Below are 17076 nucleotides of genomic sequence, written 5' to 3'. Positions count from 1 at the left end.
GTGTCTCTCCTTAGCTTTGAGCGAATTCAGCGGCTTGCTTCAGCCACTCGTCGCGATCGATGCGGCCTTTGAACGAAAGCTTTTCATCCATGTCAGCCACTTCTTCAGGTGTCCATGCAGCGATCTGTGCAAATGTTGTCACGCCAAGTGCGTGCAACTTTTTCACGATCACGGGACCAACACCGCTGATTTTTGTTAGGTCGTCACCACCAGTAGTCGCAGCAGCCTTTTTAGGTGCAGCAGCTTTCTTAGCAGGCTTTTTCGCAGCAGGTGCAGCAGCAACAGGCGCAGCGCCGTTTACAGCAGCTTTTACACCAGACTTATCAGCGCCTTTTTCAAGGATATCACCAATACGTACCAGTGTCAGTTGCTGACGGTGGCCTTTTTTGCGTGCAGACGAGTGCTTACGACGACGCTTTACGAAATTGATAGTCTTTGGACCTTTGATCTGGTCGATGACTTCGGCTTGCACGCCTGCGCCTTCAACCAAAGGTGCGCCCACAGTGGAGCCAACCATCAGAATCTCGTTGAATTGAACTGTTTCGCCAGCAGCAGCTGCCAGCTTTTCTACGCGGAGCACGTCGCCAGAAGCGACTTTGTATTGCTTGCCGCCGGTTTTCAAAACCGCAAACATATGATCTTCCTTCGTTTTTCGCGTCTCTGAGGCCCCGGACATCCCGGCGTTAGTGGCTATTGCCGCCTGTAAACAGCGCGCCCACTTGGGCGTAATTTCGCATATCACCGCACAAAACCCTTGTACGGATGGCGGCTTATCTGACCAATACCTTTGTAAGTCAACCCATAAGAAGGTGGAAAACCCTATGCACCGCGTACTTATCGCCCTCAGTCTGCTTAGCGCATGCAGTACAAATGCCAATCACATTGGTAATCCGCTGATGTTGCCAGTTTCAGGGATATTCACTGGGATTGGGAACGCCGCTTATAATCAGCGACGCGGCCAAGTCGAGATATTTGTGAAGACCAACCACCCGGCCATTGTGAACGACATACAAAATGGCGGTGGGCAAACTGTTAACGAAGCGATGGATATCGCACAAATTCGGGCAGGAGATCGCCCTGCCCGATTGATCCAACTCAAGTCTGATATTGGTATTTACCAAAACAGCCCTGATGCTCTTATTGTGGCGCTCATGGTTTATGCATCATAACGGTGCACGCCTGAGCGCTAAAAATTAGCGTAAGCTGAATCGCGCTGTGCTACGAGATCCCAAAATGCCTTAGACTTTGAAATATCTGTCGCCATAGCGGCTGGAATGCCTCGTGCAATCATACGCTGATACAATGTCTGTGGATATCCTGGAGTGACGGGCGGAACGCTGACCATCGGGTTGATATCTGCCGCACGAGCACGCGCCTCAACAGGACAGTCTTTGGTCGGATTGCCTGCAACCGCACCGCCATCAGCTTCGATTTTGGTCACCGCAGCAAAATATATCGCGCATTCACTCAACACAAGCGCCTGCTGACGCGGATCATCCGCTGGTAAATTGTCTTCGACCACAATCGAAGGTGTCTGATCACAGGCTGCAAGCAAACATAATGCAATCACGGTTGTCTTTAATGGTGACAAGTCACTTTCCTTCTTTCTTATTATGCTGCCACCATACGACGTGTACTTTAGAATCCAAGACCCGCGCCGCCACCAAATTGTCGCGCCCCAACAAAGCATTCTGAATTACGTCGTGTGTATCCCTTCACGAATTGCAAAACGTCCTCAGAGTCTTCTGAATACAGGATTAAGGCGCTTACAATATCGAGGTTTGTTCAACTTCGTATGTAATTGTGTTCTTTATAATAGACACTCCAAGGTTAACCCCGGCTCTGACACCGTCGATAAGGACCGTCCCAGTTTTTGCCTCTAGGTCTTTGTGTAATGCTGCCATGCCAGCACACCCCAAGATAACAGTAGAGGCTCCGTCTTCATGTTTCGCTATTAAGATTTCTTTGGACAGCGTATTACAAGTAGCTTCAGAAGCCTGCTCGATCGTAAGGACGGGGAGACCGCTGGCGCGAATTGACTTGCAGTTTTTGGCAAATCCAAGTGCCTCAATATTTTCTTCGATGATCGGTATTGATACTTCAGTCGATGTGACCACGGAAAAGCAATGCCCCATAAGTACGGCCATCGTATAGGCAGCTTGACCAATAGCAATCACTGGACAATGGGCGGTGCGCCGCATTTCGGTCAGCCCAACATCGTCAAAACAAGCAATAATAATCAGGTCAGCGTTCTTAACATCTTCGGACATAAGACCTGCAAGCAATCCTTTTATCGCAGCCTCTCCGTCTTCGCGTCCCTGTATCGCCTTCGGACCATCGCTGTTAGTCCAGCCTGATACCTGAACTCCGGCGGGTGCGGCTGCACGTGCTACTGCCAACATGCTTTGCGTCATCGCGCTCGTGGCGTTCGGATTCATCAGGGCAATTTTCATCAAAGCCCCTTCCCTGCATCGGAACCAAATCGGGCACGGCGCTTACCAATAAGCCAAAATGTCAGAAGAAAGAAGCCAATGACACCGAGTGAGAATAGCGTTGTAAGCGTGCCAAGAGCGTAGATAACCGGTGTGGTCACATTGGTCGTCATGCCAAATATCTCGAGTGGCAAAGTGTTATATGACCCAGCCGTGAGCAGCGTACGCGCGAATTCATCATAGGATAAGGTGAACCCAAACAGCGCCACCCCGATCAGAGACGGCGCAATGATTGGCACGACGACAAAGCGGATCGTTTGCCATGATGACGCCCCTTGATCGCGTGCGGCTTCCTCATAGCTTTTGTCGAAACGGTTAAATACCGCAAACATAATCAACAGGCCAAAGGGCAATGTCCACGTCAGCTGGCTTCCAAAACCAGACGTGGCCCAGTGCACCCGAAATCCCAGTTGGTTAAAGATCAAGCCAACGCCCAAGGATATTAAGATCGACGGGATCACCAATGACGTAATCGCAAGATAAAACAGCACCGAAGAACCCGCGAACCTTTTGCGGAAAGCCAGCCCAGCCATCACAGAACCGACCACGGTTGTGATCATGACCATAAAGCCAAGGAGTAGCGACCTTCGGAATGCCCCCCAAATATCACCGACGGCTTGCTGTTCAAAAAGATCACGGAACCAATGCAATGACACGCCATTCATTGGGAATGTCAGGCCACCTTTTGGTCCTTGGAACGATAGAATGGCAATTGTCAGTGTTGGCCCGTAAAGGAACAAAATGAACAACCCAAAGAAGCTGGCAAGGACGTAAAAGGACCGTGGTCGTTTTTCCATCTTACAATTCCTTTCGAATATTCACGAACCGCAACATGATCGCGATCATGATGAGCACAGTGCACAACAAAACAACGGCTGTCGCAGCGGCGGAAGGATACTGAAGCAATGCAATGTCATTCGAAATCAACCGTCCGACATTGGCCTTTTGCGATCCGGACATGAAACGCACAGTGATAAAATCACCCATCACCAGTGTTAAGACGAAGATGCTTCCAATCATAATGCCCGGCTTTGTCAGTGGAATGATCAGATGACACAGCGTTTGAAACCCACTTGCACCTGCGTCGCGTGCTGCCTCTAACAATGATTTGTCGATCCGCATCATAGTGTTGAATATCGGGACAACCATGAACAACGTGTAAAGGTGTACGAACGCAAGGATCACCGAGAAATCCGAGTACAACAGCCAATCAAGCGGTGCATCGATTACACCCCATGAAATCAAGGTTTGGTTGGCGATACCATTACGCCCCAAAAACGGAATCCACGAAATCATGCGAATGATGTTCGATGTCCAAAATGGAATGGTGCATAGTAAAAAAAGCGCGATTTGTGTGGTTTGGCTGCGAATATGGAAAGCCAAAAAATATGCGACGGTGAAACCAATTGTTAGGGTAAGGGCCCAAGTGATAAACGCGTATTTAAAGGTTACGAAGAACACTTTGTAAGTCACTGGAGAAGAAAATAAAAACTTGTAGTTCTCAAGCTGAAAATCAGGATAAATTGAGAACTCTGTCGCCCCCCAAAAGCTAACGATGACGATCATGATGATCGGCGCCACAAGAAACCCTAACAGGATTACAGCAAGCGGCGCGGCCTGAAGCCAGGTTATAAGTGTTCGATGCATGGCTGCTCTCAATCAAGGACGGCTGCCGCGAAGGATGGCGAACACCCTTCGCAGCGTTTTCATCACGATGCGATGAATTCATTCCATTTGCGGACCATGTATTGGTTTTCATCCATCACGGCATTCCAACAAGCGACTGACCCCATCCGGTCATAGAACGATCCGCCATCGCGGGTTTCACCGGCCTTAGCCAACACATCCCCTGTCGGAGACGTAATATCGCCGGTAGCTTGCTTGCCCTCGAACCAATAGCCCCACTCGTTTTCAGACATGTGGTTTTTCGACGTCTCAGGCACGGCAGAATAGTAGCCCTGACGCATCAGGTAACCACCGACCCAGCCATCAAGGTACCAGTTGATGTATTCATAAGCCGCGTCCAGCTCCATGCCGGACAGGGACTTTGAAAGACCGATGCCACCACCCCAGCTGCGGTAACCTTCTTCAAGCGGCTGGTAGACGCATGGAATACCGCGCGATTTAACAGCGGTGATTGCAGGCGACCACATCGACTGGATTACGACCTCTCCTGCGGCCATCAGGTTTACGCTTTCGTCGAATGATTTCCAGAATGCGCGGAATTGGCCGTTTTGCTTGGCCTCTGTGAAGATCGCAAAGGTTTTATCGATCTCTTCACGGGTCATGTTTCCTTTGTCCGCGTACTGGATTTCGCCCATGGATTCACAAACCATGGCCATATCCATGATCCCGATTGAAGAAATATCGAGGATCGAAGCCTTACCCTTGAATTCAGGGTTCAAAAGTTCGGACCAGTTGTTGATCGGACGATTAATCAGATCTGGGCGAATACCCAGCGTATCTGCGTTATAGATCGTCGGGATAAGCGTCATCCAACCGGTTTCCTCGTCGGCAAATGAGTTGCCATCGGGACCATCGACAAAGCCAACGCTATGCGGAGCGGTACCCTGCGCGATTTCGCTCTCAGGCGTCAGTTTTCCAGACTTAAAGATGCCAACAATCTTGTCGTAGTTCGCGATTTTTGACGTATCCATCGCTTGCAGATTGCCTGTCGGCCACACCTTTTTACAAATCCAATATTCGATATCGGCAATGTCAAAGCTGTCAGGTTGGGTCGCGGCGCGCTGTGTCACGCTATCACTATCCAGCGCGGTCATCGCGAGCGTGAAACCGAGGTCCTCTTTCACCTTATTGGCAACGTCATTCAGGTTCGACACGCCTGTGCCAAATTGGCGAAGTGTTATGTCTTTGATTTCTTGGGCCCAAACCATTGGGGCTGGCAAGGTCGACGCAGCGACGGCCGCAGCCCCGTTTTTCAAAACCGCACGGCGGCTATAACGCATTTTAGACATATCTATTGTCCCTTGTTGTTAGATTTATGCTTGGAGGCGGTGTAGCCGCCCCTCGTCCCAAGCGAGCGAAACCACGTCGCCTGGATTTTTTGGTGAGTGATAAAATGTCTCTTCCGGCAGGAGGGCGAGGATCTCCTCACCACCTTCTGTGGTGGCAGTCATGGCAACATGTGCGCCTTGGAACTCCACCCCAGTAACAGTGGCTGACAATCCGTGGTCAGCCATAGCAACCGCATCAGCACGCAACGCAACTTTGCTGCCATCCAATGAGATAACATTGTGCCCGCCCATAAAACGGGCGACAAATTCGGTACGGGGGGCATTGAAAATATCACGCGCAGACCCGGCTTGCTCGATGACCGCGTTATTCATAACAACCATGACATCAGCCAATGCGAGCGCTTCGTCCTGTCCGTGCGTGACGTGAATAAATGTAATCCCAAGCTCGCGCTGTATCCGTTTCAGCTCTGCACGCATGCGAACCCGCAAAAACGGGTCAAGCGCAGATAGCGGCTCGTCCAGCAACAAGACCTTCGGCTTAGTGATCAACGCACGTGCCAGCGCCACCCGCTGCTGCTGCCCACCAGACAACTGATCCGGCAGACGATCCGCGTAGTCACTCATGTCAACAAGTTCGAGCAACTCGTTCGCTTGACCATAACGCGTGGGTTTATCAACGCCCTTCATTCGCAAGGAAAATGCGACGTTGTCACGTACAGACAGATGCGGAAACAGCGCGTAGTTTTGGAACATCATCGCTGTTCCCCGCTTAGCTGGGGGCAAATGCGACACATCCAGGCCATCAAGAACGATAGAGCCATCCGATACGCTTTCGTGGCCCGCAATCATCCGCAAAGTCGAAGATTTGCCACATCCAGAGGGCCCTAACAGGCAGACATAACTCCCTGCATTGAAGATGTGGTTCAAGTCCCGCACCGCCACGGTTTCCCCGTAGCGTTTGGTCAGATGGACAAGTTCGAGATCATATCCTGTGCGCATTGCCGCTCCAAAATGTTTGCACCCTCACGTTCAGCGAAACATCGAAATCTGTGCAGCGTTTTTTGACGCTCACGCCCTCACATCATGGGGATGCGTAAATTTTCAGCAATCGCGATCATCATGTGCGCAACTTTAATCACAATATTGTATACAATTTAGATCACAGCAGATAAACACGTTCCGCCCCTTGGCCTTCCAACCAGACCCGATCAGAATCAAATTGAGGAGTATGCAGTCATGAAAGACACTCAGGTCAAATCAGGGTCCGCCGAATATGTTGCAGAGGCCATCGAACTCGCGATCCACGAGCACCGCCTTATCCCAGGAATGAAACTGGGCGAAGACGAGCTGAGTGAAGTATATGGCGTCAGTCGGACAATCATCCGCGCCGCGCTCCAAAGCCTATCGCACAACCGTCTGATCGAACTTAAGCGAAACCGCGGTGCATTTGTAGCGCAGCCATCCGTCGCCGAGGCGATCGAGGTTTTTGAAGCGCGGTCGCTACTAGAACCCCGCACAGCGCGATCAGCCGCCGAACGCATGACAGAGCAAGACATATTATCACTGCAAAACCATATCGATGCTGAACATACAGCAATCGACAACGGCGAAAGCGGTCGCGCGCTTTACCTATCGGGGCTTTTTCACATCGAAATTGCCCGTATTGCAGACCAAAAAACAATCGCAGCATTTATTACACAACTGATTTCGCGTTCATCGTTAATCATTGCGCTATATTGGGAACGTCGGGCGGCCTTATGTGAAAGCCATGCCCATCACGCGTTGATCGAAGCCTTTCGAAATCAAGACGGCGACCAAGCCGAAGAGTTAATGAAAAGCCACCTTATCGACCTACTTACATCTCTTGACCTTCGCTCACGGAAATCGGCCCCCTCCTCGTTGCATGAAGCGCTAAAGTCATGACACCAATATTCCGGACATCCACCCAAGCAGAGATATATACCACGCTCGATTGGGCTGCCGCAGAAGGATGGAATCCCGGCATTGATGATGCATTGGTTTTTTTCCAAACTGACATGCACGGTTTTTTCGTCGCCGAACTAGACGGTGCTATCGTTGCCGCAATCTCAGTCGTAAACCATAGTGACCACATGGCATTTCTTGGTCTTTACCTTTGTGATCCCATGTATCGTGGCAAAGGGATTGGGTATGGTCTTTGGAAATATGCGATGGCGCATGCTGGACCGCGCACAGTCGGGCTGGATGGTGTAAAAGAGCAGCAGGCGAACTATGCCCGCTCTGGCTTTACTCTTGCTGGGGCGAGCACAAGAATGCAAGGCTGTATGCCGCAGATGGATTTCAACGGCATAAGGCCAATCAGCTATGAATTGGACGTCGAAATTGTTACCAAGCTGGATGTTGCGGCGAATGGGTATGCACGTGAAGCCTTCGTTTCCGGTTGGACCAAAGACACCGATGAAAGAAAGACCGTGGTTTACGAAACGGATAACGCTGTAACGGGTTTCGCTACGATACGCCGGTGTAAAAGCGGACATAAAGTCGGCCCGGTCATTGCGCCCAATTCGGACATCGCAATAAAATTAGTGTCGGCAGCAGCAAGACTGATGTCAGCGCACCAAGTCATCATCGACATGGCGGACGGGCAACCGCAGTTCAAAGATCGGCTGATCACATTCGGGTTTGAAACGACATTTGAGACGGCGCGCATGTATCGCGGCAGGCCCCCCAAAAAGAACGAGACCCTTTTTGCAATCGCGACGATGGAACTTGGCTAATACCCAGCGGACAATGCTTACCTGCACGTAACTAGCGGCTTAGACTTCAACCTAGCATCAAGTCAGGTAAGAACGTTACAATTTGCGGAAACACAACGATTAGAACAATCGCCAAAAGCAAGACACACAAAAATGGGAATGTTGCCAGTGCGATTTCCCCAATACCCCTGCCCGTCATTGACTTTAGAACGATTAGGTTGAAACCGACTGGTGGCGTAATCTGCGCGCATTCGATCACGATAACAGCGTAAACACCGAACCAAATCGGGTCGATGCCGGCAGCTTTGATCATTGGCAAGACGACGGAGCTCGATAGCACGAGAATTGATATGCCTTCCAAAAAACAGCCCAATATCAAGAAAAAGAATGTCAGAACGACAATCAGAACTGTGGCTGAAAGGTCAAATTGTTTTACCCAATTCGCCGCCGCACGCGGAAGGTCTGCAAAGCCAACCGCAATCGAAAGACAGGCAGCGCATGCAATAATAAATGAAATCATGCATGAAATTCGCGTCGCAGACAGCAGACTATCCATGAACATTGTTTTGCTCATCGTGCCATTCACAAACGCAAGAATAAGTGCGCCAACGATACCAATGGATGCCGCTTCGGTCGGTGTCGCAATCCCACCATAGATCGACCCGATGATCGCAATGATAAGCGCGACAACAGGCAGCAGTTTTTTCGAGGCACGTAGCTTTTCGGTGAATGGTATGCGCGGGGGCTGATCACCTTGCTTATCGGGATTCAGGCGCGACCAAATCGCAATATAGCCAGAAAAAAGAACGATCAACATCACCCCGGGGACAATTCCAGCAATGAATAAACGGGCAACTGATTGTTGGGCAATCACGCCATAGACAATCATGATAATGGACGGTGGGATCAGTAGACCAAATGTTCCAGCACCAGCCAATGACCCGATCATCATGCGCCTATCATAGTTACGTGCGCTCAGTTCAGGGATGCTCATTCGGCCGACCGTTGCACATGTGACCGCCGACGATCCAGATACCGCAGCCATAACGCCACAACCGATAACATTGACATGCATTAGCCCACCTGGAAGCCCCGAAACCCACGGGGATAAGCCGCGAAACAGGCTTGATGATAACCCTGACCGCATCAGAATTTCGCCCATCCAAACAAACAACGGCAACGCAGTCAAAGCCCAGCCCCAGCTTGCGTCCCACATCGTCGCTGACATGATCGAACCGGGATCAAGCGGCGCAAAAAAGGTAAACATAATCAAAGCTGCAGACAGCAACGACAACGCGATCCACACGCCAGTTCCCAATAATACAAGCAAGCTTATGATCAGAACGATAGTGGCTATTGTGATGCTATCCATCAGTGTTACTCTGCTGTTCCATCGACATTCACCTCATAGCCTGCTGTTTTTCCCGCAAAAATCAGCGTTGCCTGTTCGGCGATACCAATGGTTAACGTGATCAAACCAAACGCAACGCCGCTTTGCGGTATCCACAACGGCATGGCGACCATTCCAGGACTAAGATCGCCGAAATCAAATGATTGAATTGTGAACAGCGTCATCTGCCAAGCAGCATACCCTGAAATTGCGATCCCGATCGAACAACACCACAATTCAATGATCCGATGTGCCCCTTTGGGCAAAAATTGCGACACAAGACTAATGCGCACATGTCCCCCATTCGCAAAAGTATACGCGAGTCCAAGAAAGGTCGAAGCAGCAAGGCAAAACCCTGCAACTTCAGTGGTTTCTATTGCGACATGAAACTGCCGCGCGACGATCTGAACAATCGTAACCATAGCGATAGATGCCAAGAAGAATGCCGCGGCAAAACCGCAAACAGAGTACAGCCTATTGAGGTTTTTCCGCATATAATGATCCTGAAAATTTGGCCGACAGAATACCGCCAGCCAACCGTCAATTATTCGCTCGATGCTCGGTAGGCTTCAAGAACGGCAAGCTCGTCTTCAGACGCTTCGGCGCTCCATTCCTCAATCATTACTTTACCAATTTCCTCAAGCGCCTGCAGCAATTCTGGCGATGCATCAGCCACTGTCATTCCGTGTTCTTTCAAGACTACGACGCTATTTTCACCGGCGATACGGCTCATCTCGTAACCGCGCAATGTCGCGGCTTCACCGGCGGCAACGATCGCGGCTTGCAAGTCTTCGGGCAAGGCCCCAAGCGCACGTTGGTTCACGATGATACCGTTTTTGTTGTGCATTGAACCAGTATAAGTGAAATCCGAAACATAATCCCATGCTTGGATATCGTTACCTGTCTGGCCCGAAGTAAATAGTGCATCAATTAGGCCGGTTGAAAACGCTTGCGGCACCTCTGCATAAGGCAAGATCGTTGCGTCAAAGCCAAGCAATTCGCCCATCCGTTGGGTCGACGTGGAATAAATACGCATTTTTACGCCATCGAACTGCTCAACTGATTCAATTGGGAACTTTGTGTAAAACCCTTGCCCCGGCCACGGCTGATAAGCGAGGATCTTCATGCCATCTTCTTCGAAAACGCTATCAAACCAAGGTTTTTGTGCCTCCATCAATCGTACCGACGATTCATAATCGCCCGCGACATTTGGAAGACTATCAAGCACATACATCGGGCTTTCGTTCCCGTAGACCCCAAACCGAATTTCACCCAACTGGATTTGACCGGCCTGAACAGCGCGACGGATTGCGTCCAATTTGATCAGTTCTCCATTTGAACGCAGATCAATGGACAGCTCACCGTTGCTGGCCTCTTCTACTTCCTCGATGAACATGCGGATGTTTTGAGTGAAGAAACTATCCTCTGGATATCCCGATGCCATAATCCAAGTTGTCTCGGCGGATGCCGACGCCGCAAATGAAATTGCCGCGCATGCCGTCAGTGTAATCTTCGAAAAAACATTCATAGCGTGATCCTATTCCTCAAATTTCAAAATAACTGTGTTCGCCCGCCGCAGTATGCAGCAATAGAAGCTGTCAGAACAAAAGCAGCGTCAATGACTTATGCCGCTTATTTAGGCTGACAAAATGTAAATTGCCTTCGTGTAAGGTACTTCGCAAAGGCAGAAATCATAATCGCGTCACTTCGTTATGCTGCTTGATGCGTAGAAAAACCGCAATTTGTTTGCGCCTGCCCCGTGATAGATTTAATGGCACAGTTACAATGCTTGCCTACCGCAGAGGTTCACAGATGCAGACACCGTATTATCTGATCGACAAGTCCCGTTTGTTGCAAAACCTTGAAAAGATAGCGTGGCTGCGCGACGCATCCGGCGCAAAATCTTTGCTTGCTCTTAAATGCTTTGCGACATGGTCTGTCTTCGACTTCATGGCCGATTACATGGACGGATCAACGTCTTCATCTTTATACGAAGTACGCTTGGGGCATGAAAAATTCAGCGGTGAAACGCACGCCTATTCAGTTGCTTACGCGGATGACGAAATTGATGATGTGTTGGCTTATTCGAACAAGATCATCTTCAATTCTATCGGACAACTTACCAAGTTTTCAAAGGCGTCGCAGGGGCATGTGCGTGGGTTGCGTGCGAACCCCGGCGTGTCGACATCCGAATTTGACCTTGCAGACCCTGCCCGCCCCTTTAGCCGTCTGGGCGAACATGATCCGGCCGATATTGCAGCAGTCGCGGATCAAATTAGCGGCCTGATGTTCCACAATAACTGCGAAAACGACAGCTTTGAACGCTTTGATACGATGCTTACCCTGATTGAAGACCGCTTTGGCACGATCATCCATAATATGGATTGGGTCAGCCTTGGCGGTGGCATTCATTTTACCGGCGACGATTATCCGATTAATCAACTGGCAAACCGGTTAAAGAACTTTGCGCAAACCTATGATATACAAGTATATCTTGAACCCGGAGAAGCCGCGATCACGGGTGCCGCTACGCTAGAAGTTACCGTTCTGGACACGATGCATAACGGTAAAAACCTTGCGATTGTTGATAGTTCAATCGAGGCGCATATGTTGGATTTGCTAATCTACCGTGAACCAGCAAAGATTACCCCAAACACGGGTGATCATGAATGGATGATCTGTGGGAAATCGTGCCTTGCTGGCGATATCTTCGGCGAATTCCGCTTTGATGCACCGCTTAAATCAGGTGATCGGCTTTCGTTTCAAGATGCTGCCGGATACACGATGGTAAAGAAAAATTGGTTCAATGGTGTTAAGATGCCCAGCATCGCGATCCGTGAACTTGATGGAACCGTAAAACTAGTACGCGATTTCGACTACGACGATTTTGCTGCTGCTCTATCCTAACAAACTGAGAAGAGGTCTCTTGGATACATGAAACGCAATGTTCTTATCATTGGCGCTGGTGGCGTCGCACAGGTCGTGGCGCATAAATGCGCGCAAAATAACGATGTGCTGGGCGAATTACACATTGCCAGCCGGACTATTTCAAAGTGCGAGGCAATAATCGCAAGCGTGCATGATAAGAACGCGATGAAACAAGATGGCGTATTTCAAGCACATAGCGTGGATGGCATGGACAGCGCAGCGGTTGCCGCATTGATCACCAAAATAGGCGCACAGATCGTGATCAACGTGGGTTCTCCGTTTGTGAATATGACCGTTCTTGAGGCCTGTATTCAAACGGGCGCGGCCTATATCGACACCGCCATTCACGAAGATCCAACCAAGATATGTGAAACCCCACCGTGGTACGGTAACTACGAATGGAAACGCCGCGATGATTGCGCCAAAGCAGGCATCACGGCGATCTTAGGTGCTGGATTTGATCCGGGAATGGTGAATGCGTTTGCACGGTTCGCAATTGATGAATTCATGGATGAAGTCACATCCATCGACATTGTCGATATCAACGCAGGTAACCACGGCAAATATTTCTCAACGAACTTTGATCCCGAAATCAATTTCCGCGAATTCACCGGCACGGTCTATAGCTGGCAACAAGGCGCATGGCAGCAGAATAAAATGTTCGAAGTCGGTCGCGAATGGGACCTGCCCGTCGTTGGCAAACAAAAGGCCTATATGTCCGGCCATGACGAAGTTCATTCGCTAGCCGCGAATTATCCGCAGGCAGATATTCGGTTTTGGATGGGTTTTGGCGACCACTATATCAATGTGTTTTCAGTGCTTCAGAACCTTGGGTTGCTGTCGGAACAACCTGTCATCACCGCCGAAGGTTTAGAAGTTGTTCCGTTGAAGTTGGTCAAAGCTGTCCTACCTGATCCATCAAGCCTTGCGCCCAACTATACCGGCAAGACCTGCATCGGTGATCTGGTTAAGGGCACCAAAGACGGCGAAGAGGTCGAGGTGTTTGTATATAATGTTGCCGATCACAAAGACGCCTACAACGAAGTCGGAAGCCAAGGCATATCATACACCGCTGGCGTCCCACCTGTGGCAGTCGCTATGCTGATCGCAGATGGCACCTACGACCAAGGCGTGATGATGAACGTCGAAGAACTGGACCCGAAACCGCTTTTCACTTTGCTGGACGACATCGGGCTACCAACACGTGTGAAAGACGCCAAAGGCGACCGAGCTTGGCACCAAGCGTAAGCAAATGCCCTAAGCCAGCGACGTATATATGCGTCGCTGGTGATCGTGCTTTGCCTGCACCTAGTGGATAAGCAGCATAACAGTTCAGGCAAATTGACCGAATGCAATGATGCCGTTTTTGTCTATGATCGCGTCATGAGTAACCTTGATTCCTATTTCCCCCTTCAAAACGGCCGCACCCACGAAGCATACGGTCCGGCGGCACATGCTTTTGCTTTTTCACTTGCAGGCCATTTGTGCCGATCAACTGACAAAACAATACTGTGGATACGTCAGGCATGGGCTAGCGAACATATTAACCCTGTTGGGTTTTCCCAGTATTTCCCGCCTCAGTGTCTTTTGCTTGCACAGGCCAATACCCATCTAGACGCACTCGCTACCGCAGAAGAAGCATTGCGTGATGGCAGCATTACGCTAGTCGTTATTGAGCTCTCACAGCCTATTGGCCTTACAGAAGGCCGCCGCCTGCAGCTGGCCGCAAAAGAGGGAAATACGATGGGATTATGCGTCTTGCCCGAAGGTATGGGAAGTAACGCGGCGCAGACACGTTGGTGCTGTAGCCCTGTTTTTAATGCCACATCACAAGCTACAGGCTCGACTCTTCAGCGGTGGGAAATTATAAAGAACAAATAAGGAACACTTGGGACTTGGATCGTAAATTGGGATGCACAAGCGCGTCGTATCAGTATGGTTTCCAAAACTGCCCAGCGATAGGGTGTTGCGCGCACGTGCCATAAACAGTTCAGTGCAGGACAGCAGCCCGTTTGCGCTCGTACATAGTGAAAAAGCCGATCGCATCTATTGTTTAAATCACGCTGCTGAGGCCCAGGGCCTGTATAAAGGCATGGTTTTTTCGGATGCCCGCGCTTATTGCCCTGACCTACAAAGTAGCCCCGTCAATACCACTGCTGACCAGCGTTTTCTGCAGATGCTTGCACGTTGGAGCAAACGCTACTACCCCTACTCAATGACATGCGTCACCGCCTTAAAAGAGCGGGGTTAGACGGACGTATTGCCGCGGCGGACACCCGTGGTGCAGCTTGGGCATTGTCTCATTACGGTGGCAAAGCACACAAATTAGGAAACCAAGACGAAGATATTACTTCGCTACCAGTCGCAGCCCTACGCTTGAACACAAAGGTGGACACGGCTCTTCAGCGATTAGGACTGCGAAAAATATCAGACCTTGCCGCACTGCCACGTAAGACAATTGCGCGTAGGTTTGGCCCCGAAGTTCTGCTTAGATTAGATCAAGCAATAGGTGAGAAAAACGAAAACATTTCACCACTTAAAGACGCCCCCCACTATGGCGTGCGCATGACCTTACCTGATCCAATTGGGTTACACACAGACGTAATGGCCGGCACAGAGCGTCTTTTAATTCGGCTGTGTGACAAGCTCAAAACGCAGTATATGGGCGCACGTATGTTGCAGCTTAGCCTACGCCGCGTCGATCAAGGCACACAACAGGTTGAGTTGCGCCTTGCCGTCCCTATGCGCGATGCAGCACGTATGTTGCCGCTATTTGAACGCGGTGTCAGCGAAGTTGATGCGGGTTATGGCATTGATCAAATACGACTTGAAGCAATTCAGGTAGAGCCCCTTCCTCATGAACAAATCACATATAACACAACCGCACGACCAGAAGGGCTGGACGATCTTATCACACGCATTGGCAACAGGATCGGACTGGATAACATTCAACGGTTTTTACCAGCAGATAGCCATATCCCCGAACGCAGCTTTCAAATAGCATCGGCAGCCTACAGCGACCCAGAAGAAATATGGCCAGGCACACGACCACGTCCTTTACGTATTTTCACACCTGAATCCATCGCAGGTGGCGGCCCACAACCGCCTGTGCAATTTCGCTGGCGGCGCATGTCATTAACGACTGGACGTGCCACTGGACCAGAACGGATAGCACCAGAGTGGTGGTTATCAGACGATACATGGCACACAGGCATCCGAGATTACTGGCATATTGAAACCCGCGAAGGGCGGCGTCTTTGGTTGTTTTACACCCCGCAAAAACCCGGTTGGTTTGTACATGGAGAATTCGCATGACACAGCAAAACGCCTCATTGGATATTGGGTATGCTAAATTATGCGTGACCTCAAATTTTACATTCCTACGCGGCGCATCACATCCGGAGGAGCTAATTGCGCGTGCGGCGGCTCTTGGTTTAAAAGGAATTGCAATCACCGACCATAATTCTCTCGCAGGCGTCGTGCGGGCATTCTCGGCCCTCAAGGAACTACGCCGAGAGCTTGGCGAAGCAGCGCAACTTCCCAAATTGATCATCGGTGTTAGGTTAATCCTACGCGACAGTCATACACAGTGGATTGCGTTGCCACATGATCGTACAGCTTACGCACGGCTGACGCGGCTTTTAACTGTGGGCAAACGTCGCGCTCCAAAGGGCAAATGTTTTTTGGATATCAACGATCTGATAACGGGGTGCGTAGGCATGTCTCTTATCGCTTTGCCGCAAGCGACATTACGAGACAGCACACAGGATATTTTCGCACTGAAAAAGCACTTTCCGGGCAACGTATTTCTAGGTGCAGCCCCACGTTATGACGGCAGTGATCAGCACTACTTTGACGCTTGCGCCGCGCTCGCACAGCGCACAGCCGCGCCAATGGTCGCGATTGGCGATGTGATTATGCACCATGCATCGCGACGCCAGCTTGCTGATGTGTTAACCTGTATGCGCGAACATATCACCATAGATCAAATTGGGGCACGCGCCCTGCCGAACGCTGAACGCCGCCTCAAAGGCAAGGCTGACATGCAGCGTTTGTTTAAACGCTACCCTGCCGCCCTAAGTCGCACAGTAGAAATCGCAGCAAAGTCCAGCTTTTGTCTCAGCGAACTGAGCTATGAGTACCCAGATGAAATCGCGGATAACGAACCACCGCAAAAACGACTGGCGCGGCAGGCGCGGACTGGCCTTAAGTCACGATACCCAAACGGCGCCCCAGAACACGCAATAAAGCAGATGAATAAAGAGCTGTAATTATTTGAAATACTTAAGTTTTATGCATATTTTCTTACGGTGTAAGACATTGTCCAATTTGCAAAATCCAAAGGTATTTTATGTCAAGGGCGTGGTTCTGCGGCTAATTCAATCCTGTGTTATCTTCTTGTCATTACTGATGTCAGCCCAGAAACTATCACTATGGTTGTAGAAAGATTTGTTTCCGAACTGTCTGACGTCAGCGCTTATGGGTTCAAATAGTGCAATTTGCTAAGAGAGTGTTTGTTGCTCATCGTAGCCACCGAGGAGTGGAAGATGAGAAAG

At 50.1% G+C, this 17076-nt stretch carries 18 protein-coding genes and 1 pseudogene; 9 read left to right on the top strand and 10 right to left on the bottom strand.

Features of this window, described 5'->3' with window-relative positions:
* Positions 1–10: 10 nt before the first annotated feature.
* Positions 11–634 carry a 50S ribosomal protein L21 gene (locus CLV80_RS16350; RefSeq protein WP_106359016.1) on the bottom strand — a complete coding sequence of 208 codons (624 nt, stop codon included), beginning with the start codon at positions 632–634 and terminating at the stop codon, positions 11–13.
* 187 nt (positions 635–821) lie between these two features.
* Between CLV80_RS16350 and CLV80_RS16345 the strand changes: the two genes are divergently transcribed.
* Positions 822–1169 (top strand): hypothetical protein, encoded by a 348-nt coding sequence (locus tag CLV80_RS16345; RefSeq protein ID WP_106359015.1) that lies wholly within the window; start codon positions 822–824, stop codon positions 1167–1169.
* Positions 1170–1186: 17 nt separating this feature from the next.
* Here CLV80_RS16345 and CLV80_RS16340 read toward each other — a convergent pair whose 3' ends face one another.
* From CLV80_RS16340 to CLV80_RS16315, 6 genes are all read right to left on the bottom strand, one after another.
* On the bottom strand, positions 1187–1591 hold the full coding sequence (locus tag CLV80_RS16340) for a hypothetical protein (protein WP_106359014.1): 405 nt from the start codon (positions 1589–1591) through the stop codon (positions 1187–1189).
* Positions 1592–1766: 175 nt separating this feature from the next.
* A complete protein-coding gene (locus CLV80_RS16335) occupies positions 1767–2453 on the bottom strand; it encodes an aspartate/glutamate racemase family protein (protein ID WP_106359013.1) in 687 nt (228 codons plus the stop codon).
* Positions 2453–3289: an ABC transporter permease gene (locus CLV80_RS16330; RefSeq protein WP_106359012.1), complete on the bottom strand. Its 837-nt coding sequence runs from the start codon at positions 3287–3289 to the stop codon at positions 2453–2455. Before CLV80_RS16330 ends, CLV80_RS16335 begins: the two co-directional genes overlap by 1 nt.
* A gap of 1 nt (position 3290) precedes the next feature.
* Positions 3291–4139, bottom strand: coding sequence for an ABC transporter permease (locus CLV80_RS16325; RefSeq protein WP_106359011.1), 849 nt, complete (start codon positions 4137–4139; stop codon positions 3291–3293).
* A gap of 62 nt (positions 4140–4201) precedes the next feature.
* Entirely contained in the window at positions 4202–5467 is a 1266-nt protein-coding gene (locus tag CLV80_RS16320; protein WP_207766606.1) for an ABC transporter substrate-binding protein, read from the bottom strand.
* A 24-nt stretch (positions 5468–5491) separates the two neighbouring features.
* On the bottom strand, positions 5492–6466 hold the full coding sequence (locus tag CLV80_RS16315) for an ABC transporter ATP-binding protein (RefSeq protein ID WP_106359009.1): 975 nt from the start codon (positions 6464–6466) through the stop codon (positions 5492–5494).
* Between the two features lie 237 nt (positions 6467–6703).
* Here CLV80_RS16315 and CLV80_RS16310 point away from each other — a divergent pair, with 237 nt between their 5' ends.
* Both CLV80_RS16310 and CLV80_RS16305 read left to right on the top strand, forming a co-directional pair.
* Positions 6704–7390, top strand: coding sequence for a GntR family transcriptional regulator (locus tag CLV80_RS16310; RefSeq protein WP_106359008.1), 687 nt, complete (start codon positions 6704–6706; stop codon positions 7388–7390).
* Positions 7387–8223 carry a GNAT family N-acetyltransferase gene (locus CLV80_RS16305; protein ID WP_106359007.1) on the top strand — a complete coding sequence of 279 codons (837 nt, stop codon included), beginning with the start codon at positions 7387–7389 and terminating at the stop codon, positions 8221–8223. Before CLV80_RS16310 ends, CLV80_RS16305 begins: the two co-directional genes overlap by 4 nt.
* Positions 8224–8269: 46 nt before the next feature.
* Here the strand turns inward: CLV80_RS16305 and CLV80_RS16300 are convergent, their stop codons facing one another.
* Genes CLV80_RS16300 through CLV80_RS16290 form a run of 3 tightly spaced genes read right to left on the bottom strand, consistent with a single transcriptional unit; the run spans position 8270 to position 11120 of the window.
* Positions 8270–9574 (bottom strand): TRAP transporter large permease, encoded by a 1305-nt coding sequence (locus tag CLV80_RS16300; protein WP_106359006.1) that lies wholly within the window; start codon positions 9572–9574, stop codon positions 8270–8272.
* Between the two features lie 5 nt (positions 9575–9579).
* Positions 9580–10086, bottom strand: a complete 507-nt coding sequence (locus tag CLV80_RS16295) for a TRAP transporter small permease (RefSeq protein ID WP_106359005.1) — start codon at positions 10084–10086, stop codon at positions 9580–9582.
* Between the two features lie 50 nt (positions 10087–10136).
* Positions 10137–11120 (bottom strand): TRAP transporter substrate-binding protein, encoded by a 984-nt coding sequence (locus tag CLV80_RS16290; RefSeq protein ID WP_106359004.1) that lies wholly within the window; start codon positions 11118–11120, stop codon positions 10137–10139.
* Positions 11121–11404: 284 nt separating this feature from the next.
* On the opposite strand from CLV80_RS16290, the gene CLV80_RS16285 reads away from it, so the two are divergent.
* The 6 genes and pseudogenes from CLV80_RS16285 to CLV80_RS16265 all read left to right on the top strand — a co-directional run.
* Positions 11405–12499 carry a carboxynorspermidine decarboxylase gene (locus CLV80_RS16285; RefSeq protein ID WP_106359098.1) on the top strand — a complete coding sequence of 365 codons (1095 nt, stop codon included), beginning with the start codon at positions 11405–11407 and terminating at the stop codon, positions 12497–12499.
* Positions 12500–12526: 27 nt separating this feature from the next.
* Positions 12527–13768, top strand: a complete 1242-nt coding sequence (locus CLV80_RS16280; RefSeq protein WP_106359003.1) for a saccharopine dehydrogenase family protein — start codon at positions 12527–12529, stop codon at positions 13766–13768.
* A gap of 39 nt (positions 13769–13807) precedes the next feature.
* Complete coding sequence (locus tag CLV80_RS16275) at positions 13808–14401, top strand: ImuA family protein (protein WP_311135535.1); 594 nt, start codon at positions 13808–13810, stop codon at positions 14399–14401.
* A 31-nt stretch (positions 14402–14432) separates the two neighbouring features.
* Complete coding sequence (locus CLV80_RS18860; RefSeq protein ID WP_446001706.1) at positions 14433–14771, top strand: Y-family DNA polymerase; 339 nt, start codon at positions 14433–14435, stop codon at positions 14769–14771.
* Positions 14741–15835, top strand: a complete 1095-nt coding sequence (locus CLV80_RS16270) for a Y-family DNA polymerase (protein WP_446001704.1) — start codon at positions 14741–14743, stop codon at positions 15833–15835. The genes CLV80_RS18860 and CLV80_RS16270 overlap by 31 nt, the downstream gene beginning before the upstream one ends.
* Positions 15832–16980, top strand: a pseudogene (locus tag CLV80_RS16265) (PHP domain-containing protein); the annotation flags it as partial. The gene CLV80_RS16270 and the pseudogene CLV80_RS16265, both read left to right, overlap by 4 nt.
* Positions 16981–17076 lie beyond the last annotated feature (96 nt).

It is taken from the genome of Yoonia maritima (assembly GCF_003003285.1).
Classification (GTDB): domain Bacteria; phylum Pseudomonadota; class Alphaproteobacteria; order Rhodobacterales; family Rhodobacteraceae; genus Yoonia; species Yoonia maritima.
Note: the sequence above shows the minus strand (reverse complement) of the source record. Positions and strands in the feature narration are given on the sequence as shown.

Excerpts from the sequence above, each read along its gene's own strand:
- CLV80_RS16295 (WP_106359005.1), bottom strand. The coding sequence starts at position 10,086 with ATGCGGAAAAACCTCAATAGGCTGTACTCTGTTTGCGGTTTTGCCGCG.
- CLV80_RS16290 (WP_106359004.1), bottom strand. The coding sequence starts at position 11,120 with ATGAATGTTTTTTCGAAGATTACACTGACGGCATGCGCGGCAATTTCA.
- CLV80_RS16305 (WP_106359007.1), top strand. The coding sequence starts at position 7,387 with ATGACACCAATATTCCGGACATCCACCCAAGCAGAGATATATACCACG.
- CLV80_RS16315 (WP_106359009.1), bottom strand. The coding sequence starts at position 6,466 with ATGCGCACAGGATATGATCTCGAACTTGTCCATCTGACCAAACGCTAC.
- CLV80_RS16320 (WP_207766606.1), bottom strand. The coding sequence starts at position 5,467 with ATGTCTAAAATGCGTTATAGCCGCCGTGCGGTTTTGAAAAACGGGGCT.
- CLV80_RS16310 (WP_106359008.1), top strand. The coding sequence starts at position 6,704 with ATGAAAGACACTCAGGTCAAATCAGGGTCCGCCGAATATGTTGCAGAG.
- CLV80_RS16335 (WP_106359013.1), bottom strand. The coding sequence starts at position 2,453 with ATGAAAATTGCCCTGATGAATCCGAACGCCACGAGCGCGATGACGCAA.
- CLV80_RS16285 (WP_106359098.1), top strand. The coding sequence starts at position 11,405 with ATGCAGACACCGTATTATCTGATCGACAAGTCCCGTTTGTTGCAAAAC.
- CLV80_RS16280 (WP_106359003.1), top strand. The coding sequence starts at position 12,527 with ATGAAACGCAATGTTCTTATCATTGGCGCTGGTGGCGTCGCACAGGTC.
- CLV80_RS16270 (WP_446001704.1), top strand. The coding sequence starts at position 14,741 with ATGCGTCACCGCCTTAAAAGAGCGGGGTTAGACGGACGTATTGCCGCG.
- CLV80_RS18860 (WP_446001706.1), top strand. The coding sequence starts at position 14,433 with ATGCACAAGCGCGTCGTATCAGTATGGTTTCCAAAACTGCCCAGCGAT.
- CLV80_RS16350 (WP_106359016.1), bottom strand. The coding sequence starts at position 634 with ATGTTTGCGGTTTTGAAAACCGGCGGCAAGCAATACAAAGTCGCTTCT.
- CLV80_RS16300 (WP_106359006.1), bottom strand. The coding sequence starts at position 9,574 with ATGGATAGCATCACAATAGCCACTATCGTTCTGATCATAAGCTTGCTT.
- CLV80_RS16330 (WP_106359012.1), bottom strand. The coding sequence starts at position 3,289 with ATGGAAAAACGACCACGGTCCTTTTACGTCCTTGCCAGCTTCTTTGGG.
- CLV80_RS16345 (WP_106359015.1), top strand. The coding sequence starts at position 822 with ATGCACCGCGTACTTATCGCCCTCAGTCTGCTTAGCGCATGCAGTACA.
- CLV80_RS16325 (WP_106359011.1), bottom strand. The coding sequence starts at position 4,139 with ATGCATCGAACACTTATAACCTGGCTTCAGGCCGCGCCGCTTGCTGTA.